This is a genomic window from Planobispora longispora (genome assembly GCF_016863135.1).
In the GTDB taxonomy this organism is placed as follows: Bacteria; Actinomycetota; Actinomycetes; order Streptosporangiales; family Streptosporangiaceae; genus Planobispora; species Planobispora longispora.
This window is the reverse complement of sequence record NZ_BOOH01000056.1, coordinates 18945-42386: the sequence shown is the minus strand read 5'-3', so window position 1 is coordinate 42386 and position 23442 is coordinate 18945. Positions and strand designations below refer to the sequence as shown.

Here is a 23442-nt window from a genome sequence, read left to right as displayed (position 1 = left end):
GTGAAGATGACCTCGCAGGTGCTGCGGAGACTGGAGGCCAAGGACCTGCTCCGGCGCGAGGTCGACCCGTCCGGCACCCGGGCCCGGCTGCTGCGGGTCACCGAGCAGGGCGAGCAGCTCGCCCAGGAGGCCATCGCCGCCGTCGAGGCGGCCGACCGGGCCTTCTTCGGCGCCGCCGCCGATCCGGCCCTGATGACGGCCCTGCGGCGGCGCCGAAGTGGGCCGGTCAGCGGGCCCCGACGGACTCCAGGAGCACGGGCAGGGCCCGGCGCAGCTCCCGGTTCCAGTAGGTCATGTTGTGGCGGCCCTCGTAGAAGTGCGTCTCGACGGGGATGCCGAGCTCCTTGAGCCGGTCCGCGAACGCGGTGGCCGCCTTGTGGGCGAGTTCCTCGGTGACGTCGCCGAAGAGCTCGCCCTCCCGCTTGCTCCCGTCGCCCGCCGCCACGTAGAGGCGGACGCCCCGGAGCTTGTCCGCCTGGTGGTAGGGGTTGTGCTCCTCCCAGACCTCCCGGTCGCCGCGCGGGTCGCCCCAGATGCGCTTCCAGTCGGTGCCGAAGCAGCCCGCGGTGGTGCCGAGCATCACGGCGATGTCCACCCCGGGCAGCAGGGTGTGCACGGCCCCGCTGAAGGAGGCGGCGGCCTTGAACCTCCCGGTCGCGGCGTAGAGCATCGCGCCCTGGCCGCCCATCGAGTACCCGGCGATCGCCCGTTCCCCGCCCGCCGCGTAGCGGCTCTCCAGCAGCGGCAGCAGCTCCTTCAGGTGGTAGGTCGCCCAGCGGGGCCGGCCGCCGTCGCCGCCGTTGTGCCAGTCGGAGTAGCTGCCGCACTTGCCTCCGTCGGGCATCACCACGATCACCGGCGCGTCTTCGGTCAGCTCCTCGGCGTCCGATCGCGACCACGCCCGATAGTCGTCCAGGCCCCCGTGGAGCAGCCACAGCGACGGCCAGGTCTTCCCCGAGTCCGCGGACCAGCCCTCGGGCAGCAGCAGCCGTACCGTGGTGAGGTCGCCGAGGGCGTCGGAGCGCAGGGTCAGCTCCATCCGGCGCTCGCTGAGCCGCCGCTCCTTGACCACCTCGATCCCCTCGGGCTCCCGGGGCCGCGAGGTCTCCTCCGGCCGCCCGGACGTCCCGTCCGGCCCCTCGGCGGCCGGGGACCGGCCCGGCCCGGCGGCCGGGTCGCGCTGGGTGGTGATCAGCGCGATCGCGGCGGCCACGACCAGGACGAACAGCCCGGCCGCGACCACGGCTCCGACGATGAAGCCGCGTAGCCGTGAACCGGGTGCCATGGGAGCCTCCGACCGCCTTATTGACGTGGCACATAATAGTGTTCCGACGATCTCGGCGGCTGCCCCGAATGTGAGTGACTATTCGCCAATAGAGTGGCGACCATGAGCTTTTCTGAGCTGAACCTCTTCCCGCTCTGCCTCGGCGGCAATGTCTTCGGCTGGACCGCCGACCGGGACGCCTCCTTCGCCGTCCTGGACGCCTACGTCGAAGCGGGCGGCAACTTCATCGACACCGCCGACGTCTACTCCAGCTGGGCTCCGGGGCACGTGGGCGGCGAGTCGGAGGCGATCATCGGCGAGTGGATGACCGCCCGCCGCAACCGCGACCAGATCGTGCTGGCGACCAAGGTCGGCATGCTGGACAGCCGTCCGGGGCTGTCGGCGGCGAACATCCGCGCGGCCGTGGAAGACTCGCTCCGCCGCCTGGGGACCGACTACATCGACCTGTACTGGGCACACCTCGACGACGACGAGACCCCGCTGGAGGAGACCCTCGGCACGTTCGACGCGCTCATCCGCGAGGGCAAGATCCGCAACATCGGCGCCTCCAACTACGAGGCCGACCGGCTGGCCGAGGCGCTGGCCGTCTCCGAGCGGGAGGGCCTGGCCCGCTACGGGGTGCTGCAGCAGCAGTACAACCTGGTGGAGCGCGACTACGAGGGCGCCCTTCGGGAGGTGGTGGCCGGAGCCGGGCTGACCAGCACGCCGTACTACGGGCTGGCCCGCGGCTTCCTGACCGGCAAGTACCGGCCCGGCGTCGAGGTCGACAGCCCGCGCGCCGCCAGGGCCTCCGCGTACCTGGCCACCGAGCGCGGCCCCCGCGTCCTGGACGCCCTGGAGAAGGTGGCCGCCGCCCACGGCGCCGTCCCGGCGACGATCGCGCTCGCCTGGCTGGCCGCCCAGCCCACCGTGGCCGCGCCGATCGCCAGCGCCCGCGACGTCGAGCAGCTCCGGCCGCTGCTCGCGGTCGCCGAGGTGGAACTGGCCGAGGACGAGCTCGCCCTGCTGGACGAGGCGTCCCGCTGACCTCGGCGTACGGAGGGCTCCGTCCTGTCCCGGCCGGGCCCTCCGTATTCCGGGGCCGGTCAGCGCCCGGGCTGCCGGTGACCGGTCTCCCACGCCCACGCGGCGATGCCGACCCGGTTGCGCACACCGAGCTTGCGCTGGATGTGGGCGAGATGGGTCTTGACGGTTCCGGCGGTGATGTACAGTTCGGCGCCGATCTCCGCGTTGGTCCGGCCGTCGGCCACCAGGGAGACGATGTCCAGCTCTCGGCCGGTCAGCGGCTGCGCCCGGGCCGGTTCCCCGTCCCGTCCGGACAGCTCGCGCAGCAGCCGTACCGTCACCGACGGGCTGATCAGGGCGTCCCCGGTCATCGCGGCGCGCACGGCCTCGACCAGCAGCCCGGGACCCGAGTGCTTGAGCAGGAAGCCGCAGGCGCCGTGGCGCAGCGCCGTGTGCACGTAGGCGTCCAGGTCGTAGGTGGTGACCACGACCACCCGCGCGCTCACCGGCGCGCCGGGGGAGCAGAGGAGCCGGGTCAGTTCCAGCCCGTCCATCCGGGGCATCCGGATATCGGCGATCACCACGTCGGGCAGGAGCCGTCCGGCCAGGCCCAGGGCCTCCACGCCGTCGGCGGCCTGGCCGACCACCTCGATGTCCGGGGCGGCACCGAGGATGGTACGGAACCCGAACCTGACCTGCTCCTGATCGTCGGCGATGAGTACCCGGATGGTCACGGCGCCGGCTCCAGGAGAGCGGCGGGAAGCTCGGCGCGGACCCGCCAGCCCGCCGGAGGAACGGGCCCGGCGCTGAAGACGCCGCCGAGCGCCTCGATCCGCTCGGCGAGGCCGGTCAGTCCCACTCCTCCTCCGCGGCGCCGGCCGGTGAGGCCGCGCGGCGCCTGACCGGGATCGCCCCCCTGGTCGGTGACCGTGAGCACGATGCCGGATCCCGCGGATCCGGCCAGTTCGACGGTGACCGGGCAGCCGGGACGGGCATGCCGGCGCACGTTCGTGAGCGCCTCGACCACCACGCGGTACACGGCCGTGCTCGCCTCCTGGTGCAGCGCCCGGTCCAGTCCCGGGGCCATGTCCAGCTCGATCGGCCCCGCGCCGCTGTCCGCGTAGCGCGCGATCAGCTCTGGCAGCTCGCTCGCGCCGGGCGACGTCGTACGGCCGGGGCCCGCGCCGTACTCCAGCTCGCGCAGCATCCTGATCGTCCGGTCCATCGAGGCGAGCGCGCGCGTGCCGTCCGACTCGATGCGCCGCAGCACCCTCGCCGCCTCGTCGGGATCGGCGCGGAGCAGCACCTGGGCGGCCTGGACCTGGACGACCATGGCGCTGACGTCGTGGGCCACGAAATCGTGCAGGTCGCCGGCGAGCTGGACGCGCTGCGCCCGGCGGGCCTGCCGTACCGCCTGGACCCTGCGGGCGTCCAGCCAGCGCAGGTACCCTCCGGCCCCGGCGCCCACGACCGCGGGAAGCGCCCAGAACGCGCAGACCGCGACGGGCTCCCACCAGAGTCCCCGCGACGGTCCGGTGATCGGGAGACCGAGGGCCGCCGAGGCGAGCACGGACAGCGCGCCCGAGGCGGCGGCCTCCCGGAGCGGCGACCACCGGCACGCCAGGGCCACCATGACCATCAGCGCCATGGCGTGCAGCAGCGGCCACGAGCCGCCGGGCCCCGGGGGCGAGCCGGTGAACCACACGATGACGCAGACGATCGAGATGACGGAGACCGAGCCGACCGCCGTACCGAGGATCCGCCGGATGCGAAGCCCTCCGGCGACCAGCACTCCCAGCGTGCCCAGTGCCAGAGTGGCGGGCACCTTCAGCAGCGGGCTCGTACCCGGATGCAGCGCCGAGGCCAGGGCGAGGGAGGCGGCCAGCGGCGCAACGGTGAGGAGCACACGTGCGGCGAGGCGTTCGGCGTCCACTCGCTCCGGCTCGCCGGTGGCCGCGCTGTCGATCACGGGCCCAGCATAGAGCGTGCCCGATGAGGTCTGTATCTGCCGATCGGTGGATACCGCGGCTGCCGGGAGGGCTGCGATTGTCCGGAACGTGCCCCGGACAGGGGCGGCAGAGGACACCAGGAGAAGACATGGCCCATTCGCATCCACCCCACGGAGCGTGCCGCCCCGGTGGTCCGCTCGGCATCCGGTCAGGGGGACGTCGGTGACCGCGACGGAGGTGGTGACCGGGCGGCGCGGCGTCGGAGTGGCGGAGCGGCTGCGGATCCTGCTCCCCTACGCGGCCGCCCTGTGGTGCCTGGGCTACGGAACCCTCGCCGTGTACTGGGCGTCCGGCGGCGCCGGCTTCCCTCTCGGCGTCGGCGACCCCAGGGGCGGGGACATGGGGAGCTGGCTGGTCGCCGCCGAGCCCGGATCGGCCGGTCTCGTCATCGCCTTCGGCTGCGCGGCCGGTCTGGTCGCCGCTCTGCGGACGCGATCGCCGCAGACGGGGCGGGTCCCGCGCCGGGCGGCGGCCGTCGTGCTCCTGGTGGTGGCGGCCCCGCTGCTGCTGGTGGTCCCGGACGTCCGGGTGCTCCAGAGCATGGCCTACGGGTTGCAGGGATACGTCGGTCTCGTGGACTGGCCGGTGGTGAACCAGCTGCTGTGCGCCTTCGGCGGGGCGCTGCTCGCCGGCACGGCGGCGTCGCTGCTGAGCGGTCCCCGCTGCCCGCGGTGCGACCGGCCGCACGCCGAGCCGGGTTCGGCGGCGCGCTGGGCCCGGATCGGCCGCTGGGCGACCGCGGTGGCGGTGGTCGCGCCGCTGCCGTACGCGGTGCAGCGGGCGGTGTGGGTCCTCGGCGTCCCGCTGGGCGTGGACCGGCAGTTCATCCGGGACCTGCTGGCCGACATGGAGTCGAAGGGGCTCGGACCGCTGGTCGTTTACAGCCTTCCCCTGTCCGCCGTGGCCGGTGCGCTGCTCACACTCGGGCTGTCCATGCGCTGGGGCACGGTCCTGCCGCGATGGGTGCCCTACCTGGGCGGCCGGCGTGTACCCGTGGCGCTGGCCGTGATCCCCGCCACGGTGGTCGCCGTCGCCGTCACCACGGCCGGGATGGCGCCGTACCAGCAGATCATCCCCGACGGACTGCCCGTCACCGGCAGCGGCGCCCCCGCCCTGCTGTGGCTGCCGTGGGGGATCGCGCTGGGCCTGGCCACGCTGGCATACCACCGGCGCAGGCTCGAGACCTGCTCCGGCAGCTGCTCGCGGTCGCCGAGGTGAAGCCGACCGAGGGCGAGCTCACCCTGCCGGACGAGGCGTCCCACTGACCTCGACGTACGGAGGGCCCCGGCCTGTCCCGGCCGGGGCCCTCCGCGATATGGCGAGCGGCCTTGGCGTCCCTAGTGCTCGGACGCCTTCTCGGCTCCGACGCCGGTGAGGGCGCGGACCTCGATCTCGGCGTACTTGGCCGCGTTGTACTCCTTGCTGAGCTTGGTGCCGGCCCATCCGGCCAGGAAGCCGAGTGGGATGGAGACCAGACCGGGGTTGCTCAGCGGGAACCAGGCGAAGTCGGCGTCGGGGAACAGCGCGGTGGCGCTGCCCGACACGACCGGCGAGAAGATCACCAGCACCACGGCGGAGATCAGGCCGCCGTAGATGGCCGAGACCGCGCCCGCGGTGTTGAAGTCCTTCCAGAACAGGCTGTAGAGGATCGCCGGAAGGTTGCCCGAGGCCGCCACCGCGAAGGCCAGGGCGACCAGGAAGGCCACGTTCTGCCCCTGGGCGAGGATGCTGAGCCCGATGGCCACCGCGCCGATGACGAAGGCGGAGATCCGGGCGACCACGACCTCCTCCTTGTCGGTGACGTTGCCGCGCTTGAACACGTGCGCGTACAGGTCGTGGGCGAAGGAGGAGCTGGAGGCCAGCGTCAGACCGGCCACGACCGCCAGGATCGTGGCGAAGGCGACCGCCGCGATGACGGCCAGCAGGATCGTGCCGCCCACGTCGCCGAAGATCTCCTGACCGATCTTCTGGGCGAGCAGCGGCGCCGCGGTGTTGCCTCCCTTGTCCTGCGCCGCGATCGTCGAGCCGCCGACCAGCGCCGCCGCGCCGAAGCCCAGCACGAGGGTGAGCAGGTAGAAGGAGCCGATGATGCCGATGCCCCAGATGACCGACTTGCGGGCGTCCTTGGCGGTGGGCACGGTGTAGAAGCGGATCAGGATGTGCGGCAGGCCGGCCGTGCCGAGCACCAGGGCCAGGCCCAGGCTGATCAGGTCGAGCTTGCCCGCCAGGCCCTGCGCCTCGGTGCCGTACTTCAGGCCCGGCTCCAGGAAGGCGTCGCCCTTGCCGCTCTGCGCGGCGGCGTCACCCAGCAGGCCGGAGAGGTTGAAGCCGTACTTGCCCAGCACCAGCAGTGTGATCAGGGTCGCGCCGCCCATGAGCAGCACGGCCTTGACGATCTGCACCCAGGTGGTGCCCTTCATGCCGCCGACGACCACGTAGATGATCATCAGGATGCCGACGCCGACGATCGTCCACGCCTTGCCCTCCGGGTTGGTCACGCCGAGCAGCAGGCCGACCAGCACGCCCGCGCCGAGCATCTGCGCCACCAGATAGACGATCGACACGACGATGGTGGAGACGCCCGCGGCGGTGCGGACCGGGCGCGGGCTCATCCGGAAGGCCAGCACGTCGGCCATGGTGAACTTGCCGGAGTTGCGCATCAGCTCCGCGACCAGCAGCAGCGCCACCAGCCAGGCGACCAGGAAACCGATCGAGTAGAGGAAGCCGTCGTACCCCGACAGCGCGATGATGCCGGCGATGCCGAGGAAGCTCGCCGCCGACATGTAGTCGCCGCCGATCGCCAGGCCGTTCTGCACGCCGCTGAAGGACCGGCCTCCGGCGTAGTAGTCGGCGGCCGTCTTGGTCTGCCGGCTGGCCCAGAACGTGATCGCCAGCGTCGCGACGACGAAGAGCAGGAACAGGACGGCGGCAAGGGACTGGGAGCTCATTCGGGCCTTCCCTCGATCTCGTGGCGGATCTCGTCGGCGATCGGGTCGAGCTTCTTCTCCGCGTGCCGCGAGTAGGCCCGGGCGATCCAGAACGTGGAGACGAACTGGAGCAGACCGAGGATCAAGCCGACGTTGATGTTGCCCAGCACCTTGATGCCCATGAAGTCACGCGCCCAGCCGGACAACACCACGTAGAGCAGGTACCACGAGAGGAAGGCCGCGGTCATCGGGAACGTCCAGGCGCGGAAGTGACGCTTCAGCTCCTGGAAGCGTTCACTGGCCTGCACCTGTTCATAAACCGATGAGTCATGTTGTTGGGTGGCCACGGGGAGACCTCCTGCGCATGTGATCTGGATCACGAACACCGTAGGAGGGGACGCTACCCGCCGAGGAGGCCTCCGGACGGACTCTTCGCCCAGCCGCCGCCGGGCCGCGTTCAGCTGGGTAGGGCTTGCGATGAAAGGTCCTAATCGTGCGACGAACGGCTCCCCGTGCCGGACGGCGCGGCCCACCGGCGGGGGGACGCCTCAGGTGTGACGGGGCCGCCAGTCCCCGCGGTCGAGGTCGAGGTTCTCCGGGGTGTGCAGGCGGACCATCGTGCGGGCGACCCCCGGCGGGATGCGGCCCGGGGTGAGCAGCGAGACGACCACCATCACCGCGAAGGCGATCGGCACCGTCCAGGCGGCCGGCTGGGCCAGCAGGGCACCGGCCAGGCCGGTGTGCGGGCCCCCGCCGATCGTCGTCAGGACCGCGACGCAGGCCAGGCCGCCGCCGGTGAGCAGCCCGGCCAGCGCCCCCGCCGACGTCAGCCGCCGCCACCAGATGCCGAGCACCAGCAGCGGGCAGAACGACGAGGCGGCCACCGCGAAGGCCAGGCCCACCACGTCGGCGACCGGCAGGGCGCGCGCGCCGATGGCCAGGACCAGCGGCACGATCACCGCCAGCACCGCCGCCGTCCGGAACGAGCGCACCCCGCCCTTGAGGATGTCCTGCCCGATCACTCCCGCCACGGACACGGTCAGCCCCGAGGAGGTGGACAGGAACGCCGCGAACGCGCCCGCCGTCACCAGGGCCGTCAGGAGGTCCCCCGCCACTCCCCCGATCAGCCGTCCCGGCAGGGTCAGCACCACCGTGTCGCTGCCCTCCAGCTCCGGCACGTAGATGCGGCCCAGCGCGCCGTACAGGGCGGGCAGCAGGTAGAACGCGCCGAGCAGGGAGAGCACCACCAGCGTCGTACGGCGGGCGGCCCGCCCGTCCGGGTTGGTGTAGAAGCGCACCAGCACGTGCGGCAGCCCCATGGTGCCCAGGAAGGTCGCCAGGATCAGCGAGTAGGTCGAGTAGAGGCCGTACTCCCTGTCGCCCGACAGGGGCAGCGCCCAGGTGACCGCGTCGTGCGCGCTCAGCCCGGGGGACCCGTCCGACCGCCAGGCCAGCACCAGGAACACCAGCGGCACGGCGAGCGCGGTGAGCTTGAGCCAGTACTGGAAGGCCTGCACGAAGGTGATCGAGCGCATCCCGCCGGACATCACGTTGACCGCGACCACCGCCGCCACCAGCAGCGCCCCCACCCAGACCGGGGCGCCGGTGACGGTCCGCAGCACCAGGCCGGCGCTCTGGAACTGCGGCATCAGGTACAGCCAGCCGATCAGCACGACCAGCACGCTGGCCACGCGCCGTACCGCCATCGACTCCAGCCGCGCCTCGGCGAAGTCCGGCAGCGTGTAGGCGCCCGAGCGGCGCAGCGGCGCGGAGACCAGGACGAGCAGCACCAGGTAGCCGCCGGTCCAGCCGACCGGCAGCCACAACATGTCGGCGCCGTAGGTGAGGATCAGCCCGGCGATGCCCAGGAAGCTCGCCGCCGACAGGTACTCCCCGCCGATGGCGGAGGCGTTCCACAGCGGGGAGACGGTCCGGGAGGCGACGTAGAAGTCGGAGGTGGTCCGCGACAGCCGGATGCCGAACGCCCCGATCAGCACCGCGGCCAGCACCACCAGCACCACCGCGGTCATGCCGTAGGCCGTGCTCATCGTTCGCGCTCCACCAGCTCGGCGAAGTCGCGCTCGTTGCGCTCGGCCTGCCGCACGTAGAGCCAGGCCCCGAGCACGAAGAACGGGTAGATCAGCCCGGCCAGCACCGCCCAGGGCAGCGGGATCCCCAGCAGCCTGACCTCGCGCAGCTCCGGCACGAGCAGGAACAGCAGCGGCAGCCCGCCGACCACGCAGCCGAGCACCGTGCAGACGAACAGGGCCAGCCGGAACTGGGTGCGGACCAGCGAGCGCATGTAGACCTCGCCCAGCCGGGTCTGCTCGTCGATCTCCCGGCTCGCCGGGTAGCGGGGGTGGCGGGCGGCCGTCGTGCGCGGGCTGGTCACCACCTCCCGGCGGGGCCGCTCGGCGTCCCTGCGCCGCTCGCCCTCCCTCCGGGACCGCTCGCCCTCCCGGCGGGGCCGTTCGCTCTCGCGGCGCGGGCGCTCGCGTTCCCGGCTCACTCCGCCCGCCCCTTGCGCGCCCGGCGGACCAGCAGGTCGCGCAGTTCGCGCGTGTGGCGGCGGCTGACCGGGATCTCGGTCTCGCCGATGCGGACCACGCAGCGGCCGGAGTCGATGTGCAGCTCGTCGATGTGCTTGACCGCGACCAGGTGGCTGCGGTGCACCCGGATGAACCCGGCCGAGGCCCAGCGCTCCTCCAGCGTCGCCAGCGAGATGCGGACCAGGTGGCTGCCGGTCGCGGTGTGCAGGCGGGCGTAGTCGCCCTGCGCCTCGACGTAGCGGACCTCGGTGCTGGCCACGAACCGGGTCACGCCGCCGAGCTCGACCGGGATGGTCCCTGGGTCGGCGCGGCCCGCCCCGTCGCCCTCCGGCAGCTCGGCCGAGACGCACACCCGTCGGATGGCCTCGGCCAGCCGCTCCGGCCGGACCGGCTTGAGCAGGTAATCCTCCGCCTTGAGCTCGAAGGCGTCCACCGCGTGCTCCTCGTAGGCGGTCACGAACACCACCCTCGGCGGGTTGGCGAACTGCGACAGCAGCCTACCGAGGACCACCCCGTCCAGGCCGCGCATCCGGATGTCCAGGAAGACCGCGTCGATCGGCCGCCCGTCGGCGATGGCCCGGTCCAGGGCCCGGAGGGCGGCCGCCCCGTCCCTGGCCAGCGCGACCTCCCCGATGCGGGGATCGGCCCGGAGAAGGTAGGCCAGATCCTCCAGCGCGGGGAGCTCGTCGTCCACCGCCAGGACGCGCAGGCCGGTCACGCTTACTCCTCCGGGTCGTTCGTCAGCGAATCCCTAGAGGGTGATGAATCAGACATCAGGTGTCAACAGTATCCGAGCTGTTCAGCGTGCGCAGCACGGCCCTGTGCCGGTGCAGGATCAGCCCGAGCGGCACCATGAGAAGCAGCATCAGGCACCCGCCGATCACCGCGAGGGCGCGGAGCCCGAACGCCTCGGCCAGCAGGCCGCCGCACAGCGCGCCGAGCGGCATGAAGCCCCACAGGACCGTACGGATCGCCCCCAGCACCCGGCCGAACAGGGCCGGCGGGACCAGGGCCTGGCGCAGCGACATGATCAGGATGTTCCACACCATGATCGATCCCGCGCCGAGCATCGTCGCGACCGCGAGCGTCGCCGGGAACGGGAGGGCGGCGATGAGCACGAAGCAGACACCCGGGGTCGTCAGCGCGACGGCCATCACGACGGCCCGCGGCCACCTGCGGGTCAGCACCGGCGCGATCAGCCCGCCGACCACCCCGCCGATCCCCCCGGTCAGCACGAACCAGCCGTAGGCGGCGGCGGGCAGCCGCAGCAGGTCCGTCACCAGCAGCACGGTCACCGCCGTGACTCCCTGGAACACCGCCCCGTGGAGGGAGGAGATCGCGGTGAGCCCGCGCAGCAGCCGGTGGTTCCAGAGCCAGCGCACCCCCTCGGCGATCTCCGCGCGCAGGTTCGCGGGCCGCCCGGCCCCCGCCGCCGGCTCGGCCCGGTAGCGGCCGGGCAGGAAGAGCAGGAGCACCCCGGCCAGCAGGAAGAGCGTCGAGTTCGCCAGGAACGGCAGCGCCGCGGCGGCGACGAACAGGGCGCTGGCCAGCGGGGCGCCGAGGAAGCTGTCGGCGACGACGCTCGCGGCCTCGACCCGGCCGTTGGCCTTCTCCAGCTGGTCCCGCCGGACCACCGCGGGCGTCATGGAGTGGGCCGCGTTGTCGTAGAGCGTCTCGACGGCGCCGAGGGCGAAGGCCGCCACGTAGAGCATCCACAGCGCCGCCTGCCCGGTCAGCACCGCCGCCCCGAGCAGGCCGACGATCACGGTCCTGACGACCTGGGCGGCGATCATCGCCCGGCGCCGGTCGACCCGGTCCACCAGCGCGCCGCTGACGACCGCGAACAGCAGCCACGGCAGGAAGGTGAGCGACGTCAGCGCCGCCACCAGCACCGGTTCGCGGGTGAGGCTCACCGCCAGCAGCGGCAGGGCCACCCGGCCCATGCCGTCGGCCAGGTTGGAGACGGTGCTGGAGGAGAACAGCGTCCAGAATCCCCGCCCCAGCCCGCGCGGGGCCGCCGAGGGCGCGGATTTCGGATCGGCGGCCGGGCCGGGGGTGCCCGTGTGGCTGGCGCTCATGGACTCTCCGGGGGGACGTCGGACATGCGCGAGACAAGCGATCTTGACACGACCTGTGCGATATTTCCACCGCTATTCGATATGTCAAACACGCGCCGTTCAATGTGTCAGACGCGGGAGGCGGCCAACGCGGGCGAGGAGCCAGACGGACCGGGGCGCCCGGCCGACGGGAAGCCTCGACGGACGGGAGCGCTCAGCGGACGGAGACGCCGGGGCGGTACTTGGGCAGGCGGACGCTGACCTTCGTGCCCGCCCCCTTGCCGGTCTCCACGACCAGGCCGTACTCGTCGCCGTAGACCTGGCGCAGCCGCTCGTCCACGTTGCCCAGGCCCACTCCCCCGGTCCCGGAGCGCTCGTCGGCGTCCCCGGCCAGGATTCTGCGGAGCCGGTCGGGGTCCATGCCGACCCCGTCGTCCTCGACGCTGATCCGGCACTCGGACCCGGCGTCCTCGGCGACGATGGAGATGCGGCCGACGCCGGGCTTGCTCTCCAGGCCGTGCCGTACCGCGTTCTCCACCAGGGGCTGCAGGCACAGGAACGGCACCGCCACGGCGAGCACCTCGGGCGCGATGCGCAGTGTGACCTGGAGCTGGTCGCCGAAGCGGGCGCGCTCCAGGGTGAGGTAGCGGTCGATGGAGCGCAGCTCCTCGGCGAGCGTGGTGAACTCCCCGTGCCGCCGGAAGGAGTAGCGGGTGAAGTCGGCGAAGTCCAGCAGCAGCTCGCGGGAACGGTCCGGGTCGGAGCGGACGAAGCTCGCGATCGTGGTCAGCGAGTTGTAGATGAAGTGCGGGGAGATCTGCGCGCGCAGGGCCCGCACCTCGGCCTCCATCAGCCGCGTCCGGGAACGGTCCAGCTCGGCCAGCTCCAGCTGGGAGTCCACCCAGCGCGCCACCTCGTGGGCGGCCCGCACCAGGCCCGCCGAGGCGTTGCCGCCGTAGGCGGCCAGCGAGCCGACCACCCGGCCGTCGGTGGTCAGCGGCACCACCACCGCGAACCGGATCGGGCACTCGGGCAGGTCGCACGAGACGACCTCGGGGCCGAGCACCTGGGTGCGCCCGTCGGCGAGGGTGCGGGCGGCGTTGGCGAACGCCTCGTGGGCGTGGTGGTCGCCCTCGCCGTCGTAGACCAGCAGCCCCTGCTCGTCGGTGATCGCCAGCGCCGGGGAGCCCAGCAGCGCGCGCAGGTGCCGGGACGCCTTCTGCGCGCCCGTCTCGGTCAGCCCGGCCCGCAGCGGCGGCGCGGCGAGCGAGGCGGTGTGCAGGGTCTCGAACGTGGCCCGCTCGGCCGGGCTGCTGCCCAGATCCCGCCGCCCGCGCAACACCCGCCACAGCACCAGGGCGGGAACGCTGACGAGGACGACGACCAGGAGCACGGCGACGACGGGTTCCACGCTTCCGGACCCTATCCGCTCGCCGTACGGCCCGGCCCCGCTCACGCGGAACCGGGCTCGGCGGCGGGGCGCCGGCGGGTCACCAGCCGATCTTGACGGCCTCCGAGACGAGGGCTCTGGCGATGACCATCCGCTGCACGTCGTTGGTGCCCTCGCCGATGGCCATGAGCGGCGCGTCGCGGTAGAGCCGCTCGACCACGAACTCCTGGGAGTAGCCGTAGCCGCCGTGCACGCGCATGGCCTCCATCGTGGTGCGGAGCGCGACCTCGGAGGCGAAGTACTTGGCCATCGCGGCCTCGGCGTTCACCGCGCCCGACTCCGAGCGGACGGCCGCCCAGTAGGTGAGCAGCCGGGCGGCCTGGATCTCGGTGGCCATGTCGGCGAGCTTGAGCTGGATCGCCTGGAAGTCGGCGATGGGCTTGCCGAAGGCGTGGCGCTCACGGGAGTAGTTCAGCGCGGCGTCGTAGGCGCACTGGGAGACGCCGACGGCGCGGGCGGCGATGTTGACCCGGCCGAGTTCCAGGGCGGACAGGGCCTGCTGCATTCCCCGGCCCTCGGTCCCGCCGAGCAGGTTCGCCACCGGCACCCGCACGTCCGCCAGCGAGATCTCGCAGGTCTCGGTTCCCTTGTAGCCGAGCTTGGGCAGGTCGCGGCTGACGGTGTAGCCGGGGGTCCCGGCCTCGACGAGGAGCAGGGACATGCCGCGGTGGGCGGGCTCGGTGACCGAGGTCTTGACCAGGACGGGCATCGGGTCGGCGTGGCGGGCGTTGGTGATCCACGTCTTGGTCCCGTTGACCACGTAGTGGTCGCCGTCGCGGACGGCCCGGGTCTGGATGCCCTGCAGGTCCGTGCCCGCGCCCGGCTCGGTCAGCGCGATGCCGGTACGGCGGGCGCCGGTGGCCAGGTCCGGCAGGTAGGTCTTCTTCTGCTCCTCGGTCCCGTGCTGGGCGATCATCCACGCGGCCAGCGAGTGCGAGCCGAGCACCCCGGCCACGCCCATCCAGCCCCGCGCGATCTCCTCGAAGACCAGCGCGAACGAGACCCGGTCCAGGGCCAGCCCGCCGTACTCCTCGGGGATCGTCATCCCGAAGAGGCCGAGCTGCCTGAACCGCTCGACGATCTCCGTGGGGTAGCGGCCGGTCCGCTCCCACTCCGAGGCGACCGGCACGATCTCGGAGTCGACGAACTCCCGCAGGGTCTGGCGGAACAAGCGCTGCTCGTCGTTCAACTCGAAGTCCACCACTGGGTCCTTTCAGCCACGGGGATGACCGGAACGGTCCTTCTCAGATCATCAGGGGCCGGTCCTGGCCTGATCACGCGCCGGGAGCGGGCGTCAGCGGCTGCTGAGGGACCGGACGGCCCGGCTGGTCGCCGCGTTCCTTCAGGTAGGCCTCCGTCGGGACCATGACCCTGCGGCGGAAGACGCAGACCAGGGTGCCGTCCTGCTTGTACCCCCTGGTCTCCACGAGGACGATGCCGCGGTCTTCCTTCGACGCCGACCGTCTCTTCTCCAGCACGGTCGTCTCGCCGTAGATCGTGTCCCCGTGGAAGGTGGGGGCGACGTGCTTGAGCGAGTCGACCTCGAGGTTCGCGATCGCCTTCCCGGAGACGTCCGGGACGGACATGCCGGTCAGCAGGGAGTAGACGTAGTTGCCGACGACGAGGTTCCGGCCGTGGTCCGTGGTCGCGGAGTAGTTGTCGTCCAGGTGGACGGGATGATGGTTCATGGTCAGCAGGCAGAACAGGTGGTTGTCGTACTCCGTCACCGTCTTGCCGGGCCAGTGCTTGTAGACGGCGCCGACCTCGAACTCCTCATAGGTGCGACCGAACTGCATGCCTTCCCCTCCGCCACGGGTTCGCGCGCCGCCTAACGTCTCGGCCGCGCCGGACTGGAACATTGTTCCGTCGGGAAGGACGTTACCCTGCGCCGTCCGACGCGGTCTATATCCGGGCCGCCCATGCCGGCCCCGGCCCCCGTGGAGCCTCTGGGGGCTTCAGCGGAAGGAGCGGCGGTAGGCGGCCGGGGTGGTGCGCAGGGCGTTGTGGAAGCGGCGGCGGAGGTTGACCGCCGAGGAGAGGCCGACGCGGGCGGCGATGGTCTCGACCGGCAGGTCGGTCTCCTCCAGCAGGGCGCGGGTGGCGGCCAGGCGGCGTTCCAGCAGCCAGCGGGCGGGCGGGACGCCGAGCTGGTCGGTGAACTGGCGGGTGAGGGTGCGGGAGGAGACACCCGAGTAGGCGGCCATGTCCTCGACGGTGATCTGGTCGGGCAGGCGCGACAGGAGCCATTCGAGCAGGGGGGCCAGGGAGTCCGGCATGGGGCCGGCGGTGGGCAGGGGAGGGTACTGCCGCTGGCAGCCCTCGCGGTGCGGCCCGGCGGCGAGCTGACGGCCGATGCGCATGGCGTGGGCCGCGCCGTGCTCCTGGAGGACCTGGTGGAGGCAGAGGTCGAGGGTGGCGGCCGAGGCCCCGGCGGTGGCGACGTCGCCGTGGTCGACGTAGATGACGGTGTCGTCGGGGATGACGCGGGGGTGGCGGGCGGTGAGTTCGGCGGACAGTTCCCAGTGGACGGAGGCGCGGCGGCCGTCCAGGAGGCCCAGGGCGGCGGGGACGAAGATCCCGGCCCAGACGGCGACGATGCGGGCGCCCCGGGCGTGGGCGCGGGACACCGCGTGCAGTACGGCGGGCGCGGGGATGAGGGTCCAGCTCGCGATGAACACGGTGTCGGCGTCGTCGAGGGCTTCGAGGCCGCGGTCCACCTGGATGGGACCGCCGAGGGTGGTGGGCAGGGAGCCGGGCCGCTCGGCGCACAGACTGAAGCTGTAGTGCTGGACGATGTCGGGGCCGTGATAGCCGAAGACGGCCGCGGCGGAGGTGATCGGGTAGAGCTCCTGCCTCGGGGCGACCAAGGCGACCACGCGATGCGGATCGAGGGGCGCCGGGGGCGTTTCCGGGAAGTCCAGGGGCATGGCGTAAATGTACCCAATGATGTCATCTGCGACACCGGCGCTCTGATCTGGAAAAATCCAGAATTGGGACTCATGTGGACGAGGAACTTCACCCTCTATTTCGGGGCCCGCACGATCTCGCTGCTGGGTGACGCGATGATGCCCGTCGCCTCGGCTCTGGCGATCGGGAAGGTCTACGGGATCGCGGGCGTCGGCTACGTGCTCGCGCTCTGGACCGCGTCGGCCGTGCTGGTCATGCTGTTCGGCGGAGTCGTCGCCGACCGGATCGGCGCCCGGCGCCTGATGATCGGCGCGGACGCGGTCAGGGTCGTCACCCAGGGGATCGTGGCGATCGCCTTCCTGGACGGCGCTCCGCCGTACGCCCTGTTGCTGGTGACGGCGTTCCTGTCGGGCATGGCCGCCGGGGTGTTCGAACCGGGCGTCAACGGCATGGTCCCCCTGGTCGCCGAGGATCCGCAGCGGGCCAACGCGACACTGAAGATCGCCGAGGCGATCACCCATCTGGCCGGGCCCGCCCTGGCGGGAGTGCTCATGCTCGTGGCCGGGCCGGTGTTCGTCTACACGGTGGACGCCGCGACGTTCCTGGTCAGCGGGGTGTGCCTGCTGGTGGTGCGGGTCGCCGTCCCCAGGCCGGAGCCCTCCGACGTGCTGAGCGACCTGCGCAGGGGCTGGCAGGAGTTCAGGGCCAGGAGCTGGATGTGGTCGGTCATCCTGGTCTGGGTGTTCTGGGGCGTTCTGGTGGTCGGGCCGTACGTGCCGCTGTCGTCGCAGGTCATCGGGGCCGACTACGGCTGGGTGATGGCGGCGCTCGGCCTCGGCACGGTGCTGGGCGGGCTGGTGGCGATCAGGCTCAGGCCGCGCAGGCCGCTGGCGGCCGGGGCGGCGGCGCTGAGCGGGTACGTGGCGGTGCCGCTGACGGTCGCGCTGGGGCTGCCGCTGCCGCTGCTGATGGCCGGGCACCTGCTCGGCGGGTGCGCGTGGGCGTTCTGGTCGGTGATGTGGTCGACCAGCGTGCAGACGCAGGTCGCTCCGGACGTGCTGAACCGGGTCAACGCCTACCAGGTGGCCGGGTCGGTCGCGGGCATGGCGGTCGGCCAGGCGCTGGCCGGTCCGGTCACCGCGGTGGTCGAACCGCGCGCCTTCATGCTGGGATCGTCCCTGGTGGCGGTCGGCGTGGTGGCGGCACTGCTGTTGATCAAGCCGGTCAGGCGGCTGGGCCGGGAACCCCGGAAGGCCGAAGACCGGCCGATCGCCGTCCCGGCCTGCGTGTCGGCGTAGCCGGTCGCACCGGAAGCGTCCGGAGGCGCGGAGCCCGGCCCGGCGGGCATGCGCCGGGCCGGGCTCTGACGCGCTCTACGGATTCCTTTGGCGAACCCGTCGGGTTCCCCCGCCTACCGGACCCTCCGGATCCGCAAGGGGGTGCGCGGGCTGAGGGCGGCCCGCGGGTTGCGGGCGGCGCCGCGGACCATCCGGAGGACGGAGCGCGGATTGTCGGCGGCGCCGTGCATCCTCCGGCGGCGCAGGGCGCGGATCACGAGCAGCGCGAGCGCGCCCGCCACCGCCATGGTGGCGACGGGCCGCTTGCCCGCCTCGGCCGAGACCCGCCCCGCCGCGTGCCTGACCTCGGCGGGCGTGGCGTCCCTGACCTTGTCCATCATCTCGGGAGCGGCTCCCTTGACCCGGTCCACGAGACCGGTGGCGGTGGCGCTGGTGGCCGTGCCCATGCGCTTGATGTCGTCGCCCACGCTCGCGGCGGTGTGCTGGACGCGCTCCTTGAGCTGGTCGCCCATGCTGGCGGCGGTGTGCTGGACGCGGCTCTTCACGTCGGTCTTGTGCATCAGCGCCTCCACGGTGTCGCCCAGCTCGCGGCGGGTCTCCTCGATGTCCCGCCGTACGGCCTCCTCCACCGTCATCCCCGCGGGCACGGCCCCGGCCGGCCGGGACGTCCCGCCGCTCTGCCCCGGCGAGAAGCCGGAGTCGTCGCCCGGTGTCCCGGCCCCGGCGGACCCGGTGGGCCCGGCGGCGGCGAGAGTCCCCGTGGGACCGGCAGGCCCGGCGGACCCGGCGGCGCCGGTGGACGTCATGGCCGGATCGTGGGGCGGCATGTTCAGGGAACCGCGCTCGTCATCGGAGACGGGCGTGCCGATCTCCTGCCGGCGAGCGCCGGCCGTCCCCGCTTCCGTCAGATCCCGGTCGTGCCTGCCCGGGTCGCTCTCGGTCATCGGTGTGCTCTTTCCTTCACGGCGTTGATGTCGCTCTTGACGCTCTGGATGGTCCGCTCAGGAGTCGGCGAGCCCATCTCGGCCACCTGGCGCTTGCCCATGAACCCGAGGACCGCGGCCGCGAGGAGCAGCACCGCGCCCACGACCGCCGCGGCGGCCCAGGCGGGCATCACCAGGGCGAGCAGCAGGATCACGGCGGCCACCATCGAGCCGCCGCCGAACAGGGCCACGACCCCGGCTCCGCCGAACAGTCCCGCTCCGATGCCCGCGTGTTTCCCCTTCTCCGCGAGCTCGATCTTGGCCAGCCGAAGCTCGTCCCTGACCAGACGGGATACCTCTTCCGAGACCTGCCGGATCAGCTCGGCGGTGGAGAGGTGCTCCTTCGTACTGTGCGTCATGACATGCCTCCTCCCTACAGAAGTAGGCGTCTACCCGCTCTGGCCACGGCAAACCCCCGGGGCCCCGCGGGAGCGGCCCCGGCCCGGCGGGAGCGGGAAGGGCGGAGGCGGGAAAACGGGATGACCCGGCGTGGCCGGAAAGGGGTCCGAGGCGCCGGGCCAGACTGCCGGAGCCGGGTCCGCCCAGAAGGCCGGGCGGCCGGAGCCGGGTCTCCCCACCGGCCCCGGCCACCGCCGTAGAGCGTGGCGGCGAGGTCCCGCCCCGCGTTCACGCGCCCGGAGGTCGCCCCCGTCCGGGCCTCCGGCGCCCCGTGCGCGGCGCCGGAGGCCCGGACGAGGACATCACGGCCGCCGTCTCACCCGCTGCGGCTGCGGGACACCACGCTAGGCCGCGGTCGCCGGCCACGCATCGCTCGGGAGTCTGATTCGGCCGTAACCGGTGCGGTAGGCGCGGCCCCGCCGTACAACTTCCGCGGTATGCGCGCTCAACCGCCCAACCGATGAGGGAACCGGATCCGGCTGGCTACCATGCGCAGGTGCGGGCGAGAATGACGGCGCTGGTGAGCCGGGTGATGAAGGTCAGTCCCCTGGCCGTGGACACGGCGTTCGCCGTCGCGCTCACCGCGATCACGCTGGCCTGGGAGCTGACCGACCGGAGCGGCCTGTGGCGGGAGTCCGACACGGCCTCCGCCCTGCTGACCTGCCTGGCCAATCTACCGGTCGCCGTGCGCAGGAAGGCCCCGCTGACGGTGCTCCTGGCCTGCGGCACCGCCTCGATCTGCCACCACGCGCTCGGCTACCTGCCCGAGGTGAACAACTTCGCCCCCATGTTCGCCCTCTACAGCGTCGCCGCCCTGCGCCCGCTCCCGGCCATACTGACCGGAGCCGTGGTCGCGACGGCGGTGTGGTGGTGGGCCGCCGCCACCGCGCAGGACGGCATGGCGCTGCTCAACGGCCTCCAGGGCCTGGCGGTCGTCGGCGCCACCTGCACGTTCGGCCTCGGCACCCGCAGGCTGGCCGAGCGCAACCGGCGCCTGGCCGAGCTCACCGAGCGGCTCCGGCAGGACCAGGAGGACCGGGCCCGGCGGGCGGTGACCGAGGAGCGGGTGCGCATCGCCGGCGAGCTGCACGACATCGTCGCCCACCACATGTCGGTGATCTCGGTGCAGGCCGGGCTGGCCCGCTACGTGTTCTCCAGCGACCCGGGCACGGCCAGGACGGCGCTGGCGACGGTCGCCGACACCAGCCACGAGGCGCTGGAGGAGATGCGGCGGCTGCTGGCCGTGCTCCGCCTGGACCGGCCCACCAGGGAGGACGGCACCTACGACCCCACCCCGGGGCTGGGGCAGCTCGGCCAGCTCGTCGAGCGCGTCCGCGCCGCCGGGGTCCCGGTCGACGTGGAGGTGACCGGGAGCGTCCGGCCGCTCAACCCCGGGGTCGAGTTGTGCGCGTACCGGGTGGCGCAGGAGGGCCTCACCAATGTGATCAAGCACGCGCTCCCGGCCCGCGCGACGGTCCGGCTGCACTACGGCGGCGAGGAGCTGCGCGTCACCGTCACCGACGACGGATCCGGCTCGCGGCAGTCCGGCGAGGGCGGGCACGGCTTGATCGGAATGCGCGAGCGCGTCAAGCTCTACCGCGGGGCGGTGATCTCCGGGCCGCTCCCGCAGGGCGGGTTCGAGGTGTCGGCCACACTGCCGCTGTCGCCGGTGAAGGGCGGGTCCCGCACCCGGTGAGCGGCCCGGCGGACGGAACGGTGAGCGAGGGATCGATGATCAAGGTACTGGTCGTGGACGACCAGGTACTGGTGCGGGCCGGTTTCGCGGCGCTGATCCGGGCCACCTCGGACCTGGAGGTCGTGGGCGAGGCGTCCGGGGGCGAGGAGGCCGTCGCGCTGGCGGCCGCCGTACGGCCCGACGTGATCCTGATGGACGTGCGGATGCCGGAGGTGAACGGCATCGCGGCGACCGGGCGCATCCTCGCCGCGGCCGGGCCCGTGCCGCCGAAGGTGCTGATCCTGACCACCTTCGACCTGGACGAGTACGTCTACGACGCGCTCCGCGCCGGGGCCTCGGGTTTCCTGCTCAAGGACACCCCGCCGGAGCGGCTGATCGCGGCGGTCCGCACGATCGCCGCCGGCGACATGTTGTTCGCCCCCACCGTGACCCGCCGCCTCGTCGAGGCCTACACCAGCGGCCGCGGCTCCGCCGCCGTCCCGGACGCCGGCCTCGACGCGCTCACCTCCCGGGAGGTCGAGGTGCTGCGCATGGTGGGCCGCGCGCTGTCCAACGGGGAGATCGCCGACGAGCTGTGCGTGAGCGAGGCGACGGTCAAGACCCACCTCAACCGGGCGATGGCCAAGCTGGGCCTGTCCAGCCGCGCCCAGGCGGTCGCCCTGGCCTACGAGACCGGCCTGGTCAGCCCCCGCCGCCGGTGACCCGGGGCCCGGCCGGCGGCCCGGGGCTCAGCGGCCCGCCCGGAAGATCACCACCAGCACCCGCAGGCCCAGGATCGCGCTGACCAGCAGCAGGTTGTAGCCGATCAGCTGGAAGAGACCGACGCTGGCGGTGACGGCCGGGCCGTTGTCGGCGCCGAGCAGGAGCACGGCCATGATCCCCGTGGTGGCCGCCAGGACGGTCAGGAGCACCTGGTGGAGGAGCCCGGTGACGTGCCGCCGGTCGCGTTCGTCGGCGAACAGCCGCACGTTCACGCCGAACCGGCCGTGCTCGGCCGCGTCGGCGATCCGCTCCACCCGGCGGGGCAGCCGGCGCATCATGGGCAGCAGGCCCAGCGCCTCCGCCATGACCGCCTCCCGGATCCGCTCGGGACCGCTCCGCTCGGCGACGTGCCGGGCGGAGAAGGACCGCGCCTCCGCGAGGATGTCGAAGCCGGGCGCCAGCCGCGCCAGGGTGCCCTCGAGCGTCGCCAGCGCCCGGAACACCGCCGCCACCTCGGGCGGGACGGACAGCCCGCGCCCGGAGACGATCCGGAACAGGTGGCCGAACATCTGCGCGTCCGAGGCGGCGCCGGCGACCAGGTGCCGGGCCATGAAACGGCCGAGCTCGCGCTCCAGCCCGCGCTCGTCGATCTCCTCGGGCCGCGACACCACCTCCAGCAGCGCGTCGCTCACGCCCAGCGGGTCGCCCCGGTCCATCGCCAGCAGCAGGCGCTGCAGCGCCTCGCGCAACGAGGCGTCGAGCCGGCCGACCGAGCCGAAGTCCAGCATGGCCAGGCCGCCGTCGGCGAGCAGCATGATGTTGCCCGGGTGGGGGTCGGCGTGGAAGACCCCGTGCAGCATGATCTGGCGGAGCAGCGTGTCGAACAGGGTCCCGGCGAGCCCCTCCCGGTCGGTCCCCTCCGGTACGGCGCCGCCGAGGGAGACCCCCTCCAGCCGTTCCATGACGAGCACCCGCCGCCCGGACAGCTCGGGGCGGGGCGCGGGGACCCGGACCGGCTCGCCCGCGGAGGCCGCGGCCACGGCGGCCATGTTGGCGCTCTCGACGCGGAAGTCGAGCTCCTCCCGGAGCGCCTCGGCGAACCCCCGGGAGAGCCCGGTCACGCCGAGCGTGCGGCCCCAGCGGGTCCGCCGCTCCAGCGACCGGGCCAGGCGGGCCACGATGTCGAGGTCCCGCTCCACCACCTCGGCGATCCCCGGCCGCTGGACCTTGACCACCACGTCCTCACCGGTCTTCAGCCGCGCCCGGTAGACCTGCGCGATCGAGGCCGCCGCGAGGGGCTCCCGATCGAACGCGGCGAACACCTCGGCCACCGGCCCGCCGAGCTCGGCGGCGAGCACCGGCTCGACCTCCGTCCACGGGGCGGCGGCCACCCGGTCCTGCAGCAGCCGCAGCTCCTCGACGAACTCCGGCGGCAGCAGATCGCTCCGGGTGGACAGGATCTGGCCGAGCTTGACGAAGGTGACGCCGCCGTCGTCCAGGGCCTCGCGCAGCGACCTGGCCAGCCGCGCCCGGCTGGAGGGGCCGCCGAGGGCGGGGTCCCGGCCGCGGAGGTAGGGGCCGAGGCCGTGCCGGACCAGGATCCGGGTGATCGCCAGGTAGCGGCGCGACCTGACCAGCCGCCGGCGCGTTCCCCTGACCAGTTCCAGCGGCCCGGGGATCGATCCGGGCGGCGCCAGCGCCTCGGCCACCACCAGGAACACCATCCCGGCCAGCAGCGCGCAGACGACCGCCAGGATGAGGAACCACAGCGGGGTGATGCCGGAGTCGCCCGGATCGACGGCCCCGCTGAACGCGCGCATGAGCGGTCCGCCGATGGCGAGCACGAGAGCCCCGGCCAGCAGCGTGCGGACCAGCCCGAACCGCAGGTCGAGCAGCCTCCGGGCGGCCACCGCGAACACGGTCAGCACCACGGCGACCGTCACCAGCAGGACGACCGTCAGCATGAACTCCATGGGCATCCCGTCCGATCGAGGGGTGAGGGCGGACAGACCGGGCAGGTCTCGTGGATCTTCGGATCTCCGCGCGACCGGATCCCCGGATCTCCACGCGACGCCCGGACGGCCGTCCGCGACGGCCGAGATCCAGCGGACCCACCCTAGATCATTCGCGTCCCGGCGGAATTCCCGCGAGGATGAGACCCTTGTTCTGTTGAGG

The 23442-nt window shown here is 72.9% G+C and carries 21 protein-coding genes; 5 read left to right on the top strand and 16 right to left on the bottom strand.

The genetic code is table 11. The annotated features are described in order from the left end of the window. Window positions 1-226 precede the first annotated feature (226 nt). Window positions 227-1285, bottom strand: a complete 1059-nt coding sequence (locus Plo01_RS32425; RefSeq protein WP_203894561.1) for an alpha/beta hydrolase — start codon at window positions 1283-1285, stop codon at window positions 227-229. A gap of 102 nt (window positions 1286-1387) precedes the next feature. Here Plo01_RS32425 and Plo01_RS32420 point away from each other — a divergent pair, with 102 nt between their 5' ends. Continuing rightward, complete coding sequence (locus Plo01_RS32420; RefSeq protein ID WP_203894560.1) at window positions 1388-2311, top strand: aldo/keto reductase; 924 nt, start codon at window positions 1388-1390, stop codon at window positions 2309-2311. A 59-nt stretch (window positions 2312-2370) separates the two neighbouring features. On the opposite strand, the gene Plo01_RS32415 is transcribed toward Plo01_RS32420, so the two are convergent. Together Plo01_RS32415 and Plo01_RS32410 are read right to left on the bottom strand one after the other, a co-directional pair. Further along, on the bottom strand, window positions 2371-3024 hold the full coding sequence (locus Plo01_RS32415; RefSeq protein WP_203894559.1) for a response regulator: 654 nt from the start codon (window positions 3022-3024) through the stop codon (window positions 2371-2373). Continuing rightward, window positions 3021-4259 (bottom strand): sensor histidine kinase, encoded by a 1239-nt coding sequence (locus tag Plo01_RS32410; protein WP_203894558.1) that lies wholly within the window; start codon window positions 4257-4259, stop codon window positions 3021-3023. The genes Plo01_RS32415 and Plo01_RS32410 overlap by 4 nt, the downstream gene beginning before the upstream one ends. Before the next feature lie 202 nt (window positions 4260-4461). Between Plo01_RS32410 and Plo01_RS32405 the strand changes: the two genes are divergently transcribed. Beyond that, window positions 4462-5517, top strand: coding sequence for a hypothetical protein (locus Plo01_RS32405; RefSeq protein WP_203894557.1), 1056 nt, complete (start codon window positions 4462-4464; stop codon window positions 5515-5517). 119 nt (window positions 5518-5636) lie between these two features. On the opposite strand, the gene Plo01_RS32400 is transcribed toward Plo01_RS32405, so the two are convergent. The 10 genes from Plo01_RS32400 to Plo01_RS32355 form a co-directional block, all read right to left on the bottom strand. Further along, window positions 5637-7247: a monocarboxylic acid transporter gene (locus tag Plo01_RS32400; protein ID WP_203894556.1), complete on the bottom strand. Its 1611-nt coding sequence runs from the start codon at window positions 7245-7247 to the stop codon at window positions 5637-5639. After that, entirely contained in the window at window positions 7244-7534 is a 291-nt protein-coding gene (locus Plo01_RS32395) for a DUF485 domain-containing protein (protein WP_307837420.1), read from the bottom strand. The genes Plo01_RS32400 and Plo01_RS32395 overlap by 4 nt, the downstream gene beginning before the upstream one ends. Window positions 7535-7774: 240 nt before the next feature. Then, window positions 7775-9274 carry a sodium/solute symporter gene (locus Plo01_RS32390; protein ID WP_203894554.1) on the bottom strand — a complete coding sequence of 500 codons (1500 nt, stop codon included), beginning with the start codon at window positions 9272-9274 and terminating at the stop codon, window positions 7775-7777. Further along, the gene (locus tag Plo01_RS32385; RefSeq protein ID WP_203894553.1) at window positions 9271-9735 is read right to left on the bottom strand and encodes a hypothetical protein; all 465 of its coding nucleotides are present in this window, start codon (window positions 9733-9735) and stop codon (window positions 9271-9273) included. Before Plo01_RS32385 ends, Plo01_RS32390 begins: the two co-directional genes overlap by 4 nt. After that, entirely contained in the window at window positions 9732-10493 is a 762-nt protein-coding gene (locus Plo01_RS32380) for a LytR/AlgR family response regulator transcription factor (protein ID WP_203894552.1), read from the bottom strand. Before Plo01_RS32380 ends, Plo01_RS32385 begins: the two co-directional genes overlap by 4 nt. A 55-nt stretch (window positions 10494-10548) precedes the next feature. After that, window positions 10549-11853, bottom strand: coding sequence for an MFS transporter (locus Plo01_RS32375; RefSeq protein ID WP_203894551.1), 1305 nt, complete (start codon window positions 11851-11853; stop codon window positions 10549-10551). 193 nt (window positions 11854-12046) lie between these two features. Next, on the bottom strand, window positions 12047-13243 hold the full coding sequence (locus Plo01_RS32370; RefSeq protein ID WP_203894550.1) for a sensor histidine kinase: 1197 nt from the start codon (window positions 13241-13243) through the stop codon (window positions 12047-12049). 79 nt (window positions 13244-13322) lie between these two features. Continuing rightward, entirely contained in the window at window positions 13323-14483 is a 1161-nt protein-coding gene (locus tag Plo01_RS32365) for an acyl-CoA dehydrogenase family protein (RefSeq protein WP_203894549.1), read from the bottom strand. 73 nt (window positions 14484-14556) lie between these two features. Then, on the bottom strand, window positions 14557-15078 hold the full coding sequence (locus Plo01_RS32360; protein ID WP_203894548.1) for a MaoC family dehydratase: 522 nt from the start codon (window positions 15076-15078) through the stop codon (window positions 14557-14559). A 159-nt stretch (window positions 15079-15237) separates the two neighbouring features. After that, window positions 15238-16209: a GlxA family transcriptional regulator gene (locus tag Plo01_RS32355; RefSeq protein ID WP_203894547.1), complete on the bottom strand. Its 972-nt coding sequence runs from the start codon at window positions 16207-16209 to the stop codon at window positions 15238-15240. 72 nt (window positions 16210-16281) lie between these two features. On the opposite strand from Plo01_RS32355, the gene Plo01_RS32350 reads away from it, so the two are divergent. Further along, window positions 16282-17487, top strand: a complete 1206-nt coding sequence (locus Plo01_RS32350) for an MFS transporter (protein WP_203894546.1) — start codon at window positions 16282-16284, stop codon at window positions 17485-17487. 113 nt (window positions 17488-17600) lie between these two features. On the opposite strand, the gene Plo01_RS32345 is transcribed toward Plo01_RS32350, so the two are convergent. Next, window positions 17601-18431 (bottom strand): DUF3618 domain-containing protein, encoded by an 831-nt coding sequence (locus Plo01_RS32345; RefSeq protein WP_203894545.1) that lies wholly within the window; start codon window positions 18429-18431, stop codon window positions 17601-17603. Further along, on the bottom strand, window positions 18428-18829 hold the full coding sequence (locus Plo01_RS32340; protein WP_203894544.1) for a phage holin family protein: 402 nt from the start codon (window positions 18827-18829) through the stop codon (window positions 18428-18430). The genes Plo01_RS32345 and Plo01_RS32340 overlap by 4 nt, the downstream gene beginning before the upstream one ends. 536 nt (window positions 18830-19365) lie before the next feature. On the opposite strand from Plo01_RS32340, the gene Plo01_RS32335 reads away from it, so the two are divergent. Further along, a complete protein-coding gene (locus Plo01_RS32335) occupies window positions 19366-20565 on the top strand; it encodes a sensor histidine kinase (protein ID WP_203894543.1) in 1200 nt (399 codons plus the stop codon). Window positions 20566-20600: 35 nt separating this feature from the next. Then, a complete protein-coding gene (locus Plo01_RS32330) occupies window positions 20601-21266 on the top strand; it encodes a response regulator (protein WP_203894542.1) in 666 nt (221 codons plus the stop codon). Between the two features lie 27 nt (window positions 21267-21293). Here the strand turns inward: Plo01_RS32330 and Plo01_RS32325 are convergent, their stop codons facing one another. Continuing rightward, entirely contained in the window at window positions 21294-23240 is a 1947-nt protein-coding gene (locus Plo01_RS32325) for an ABC1 kinase family protein (protein ID WP_203894541.1), read from the bottom strand. Window positions 23241-23442 lie beyond the last annotated feature (202 nt).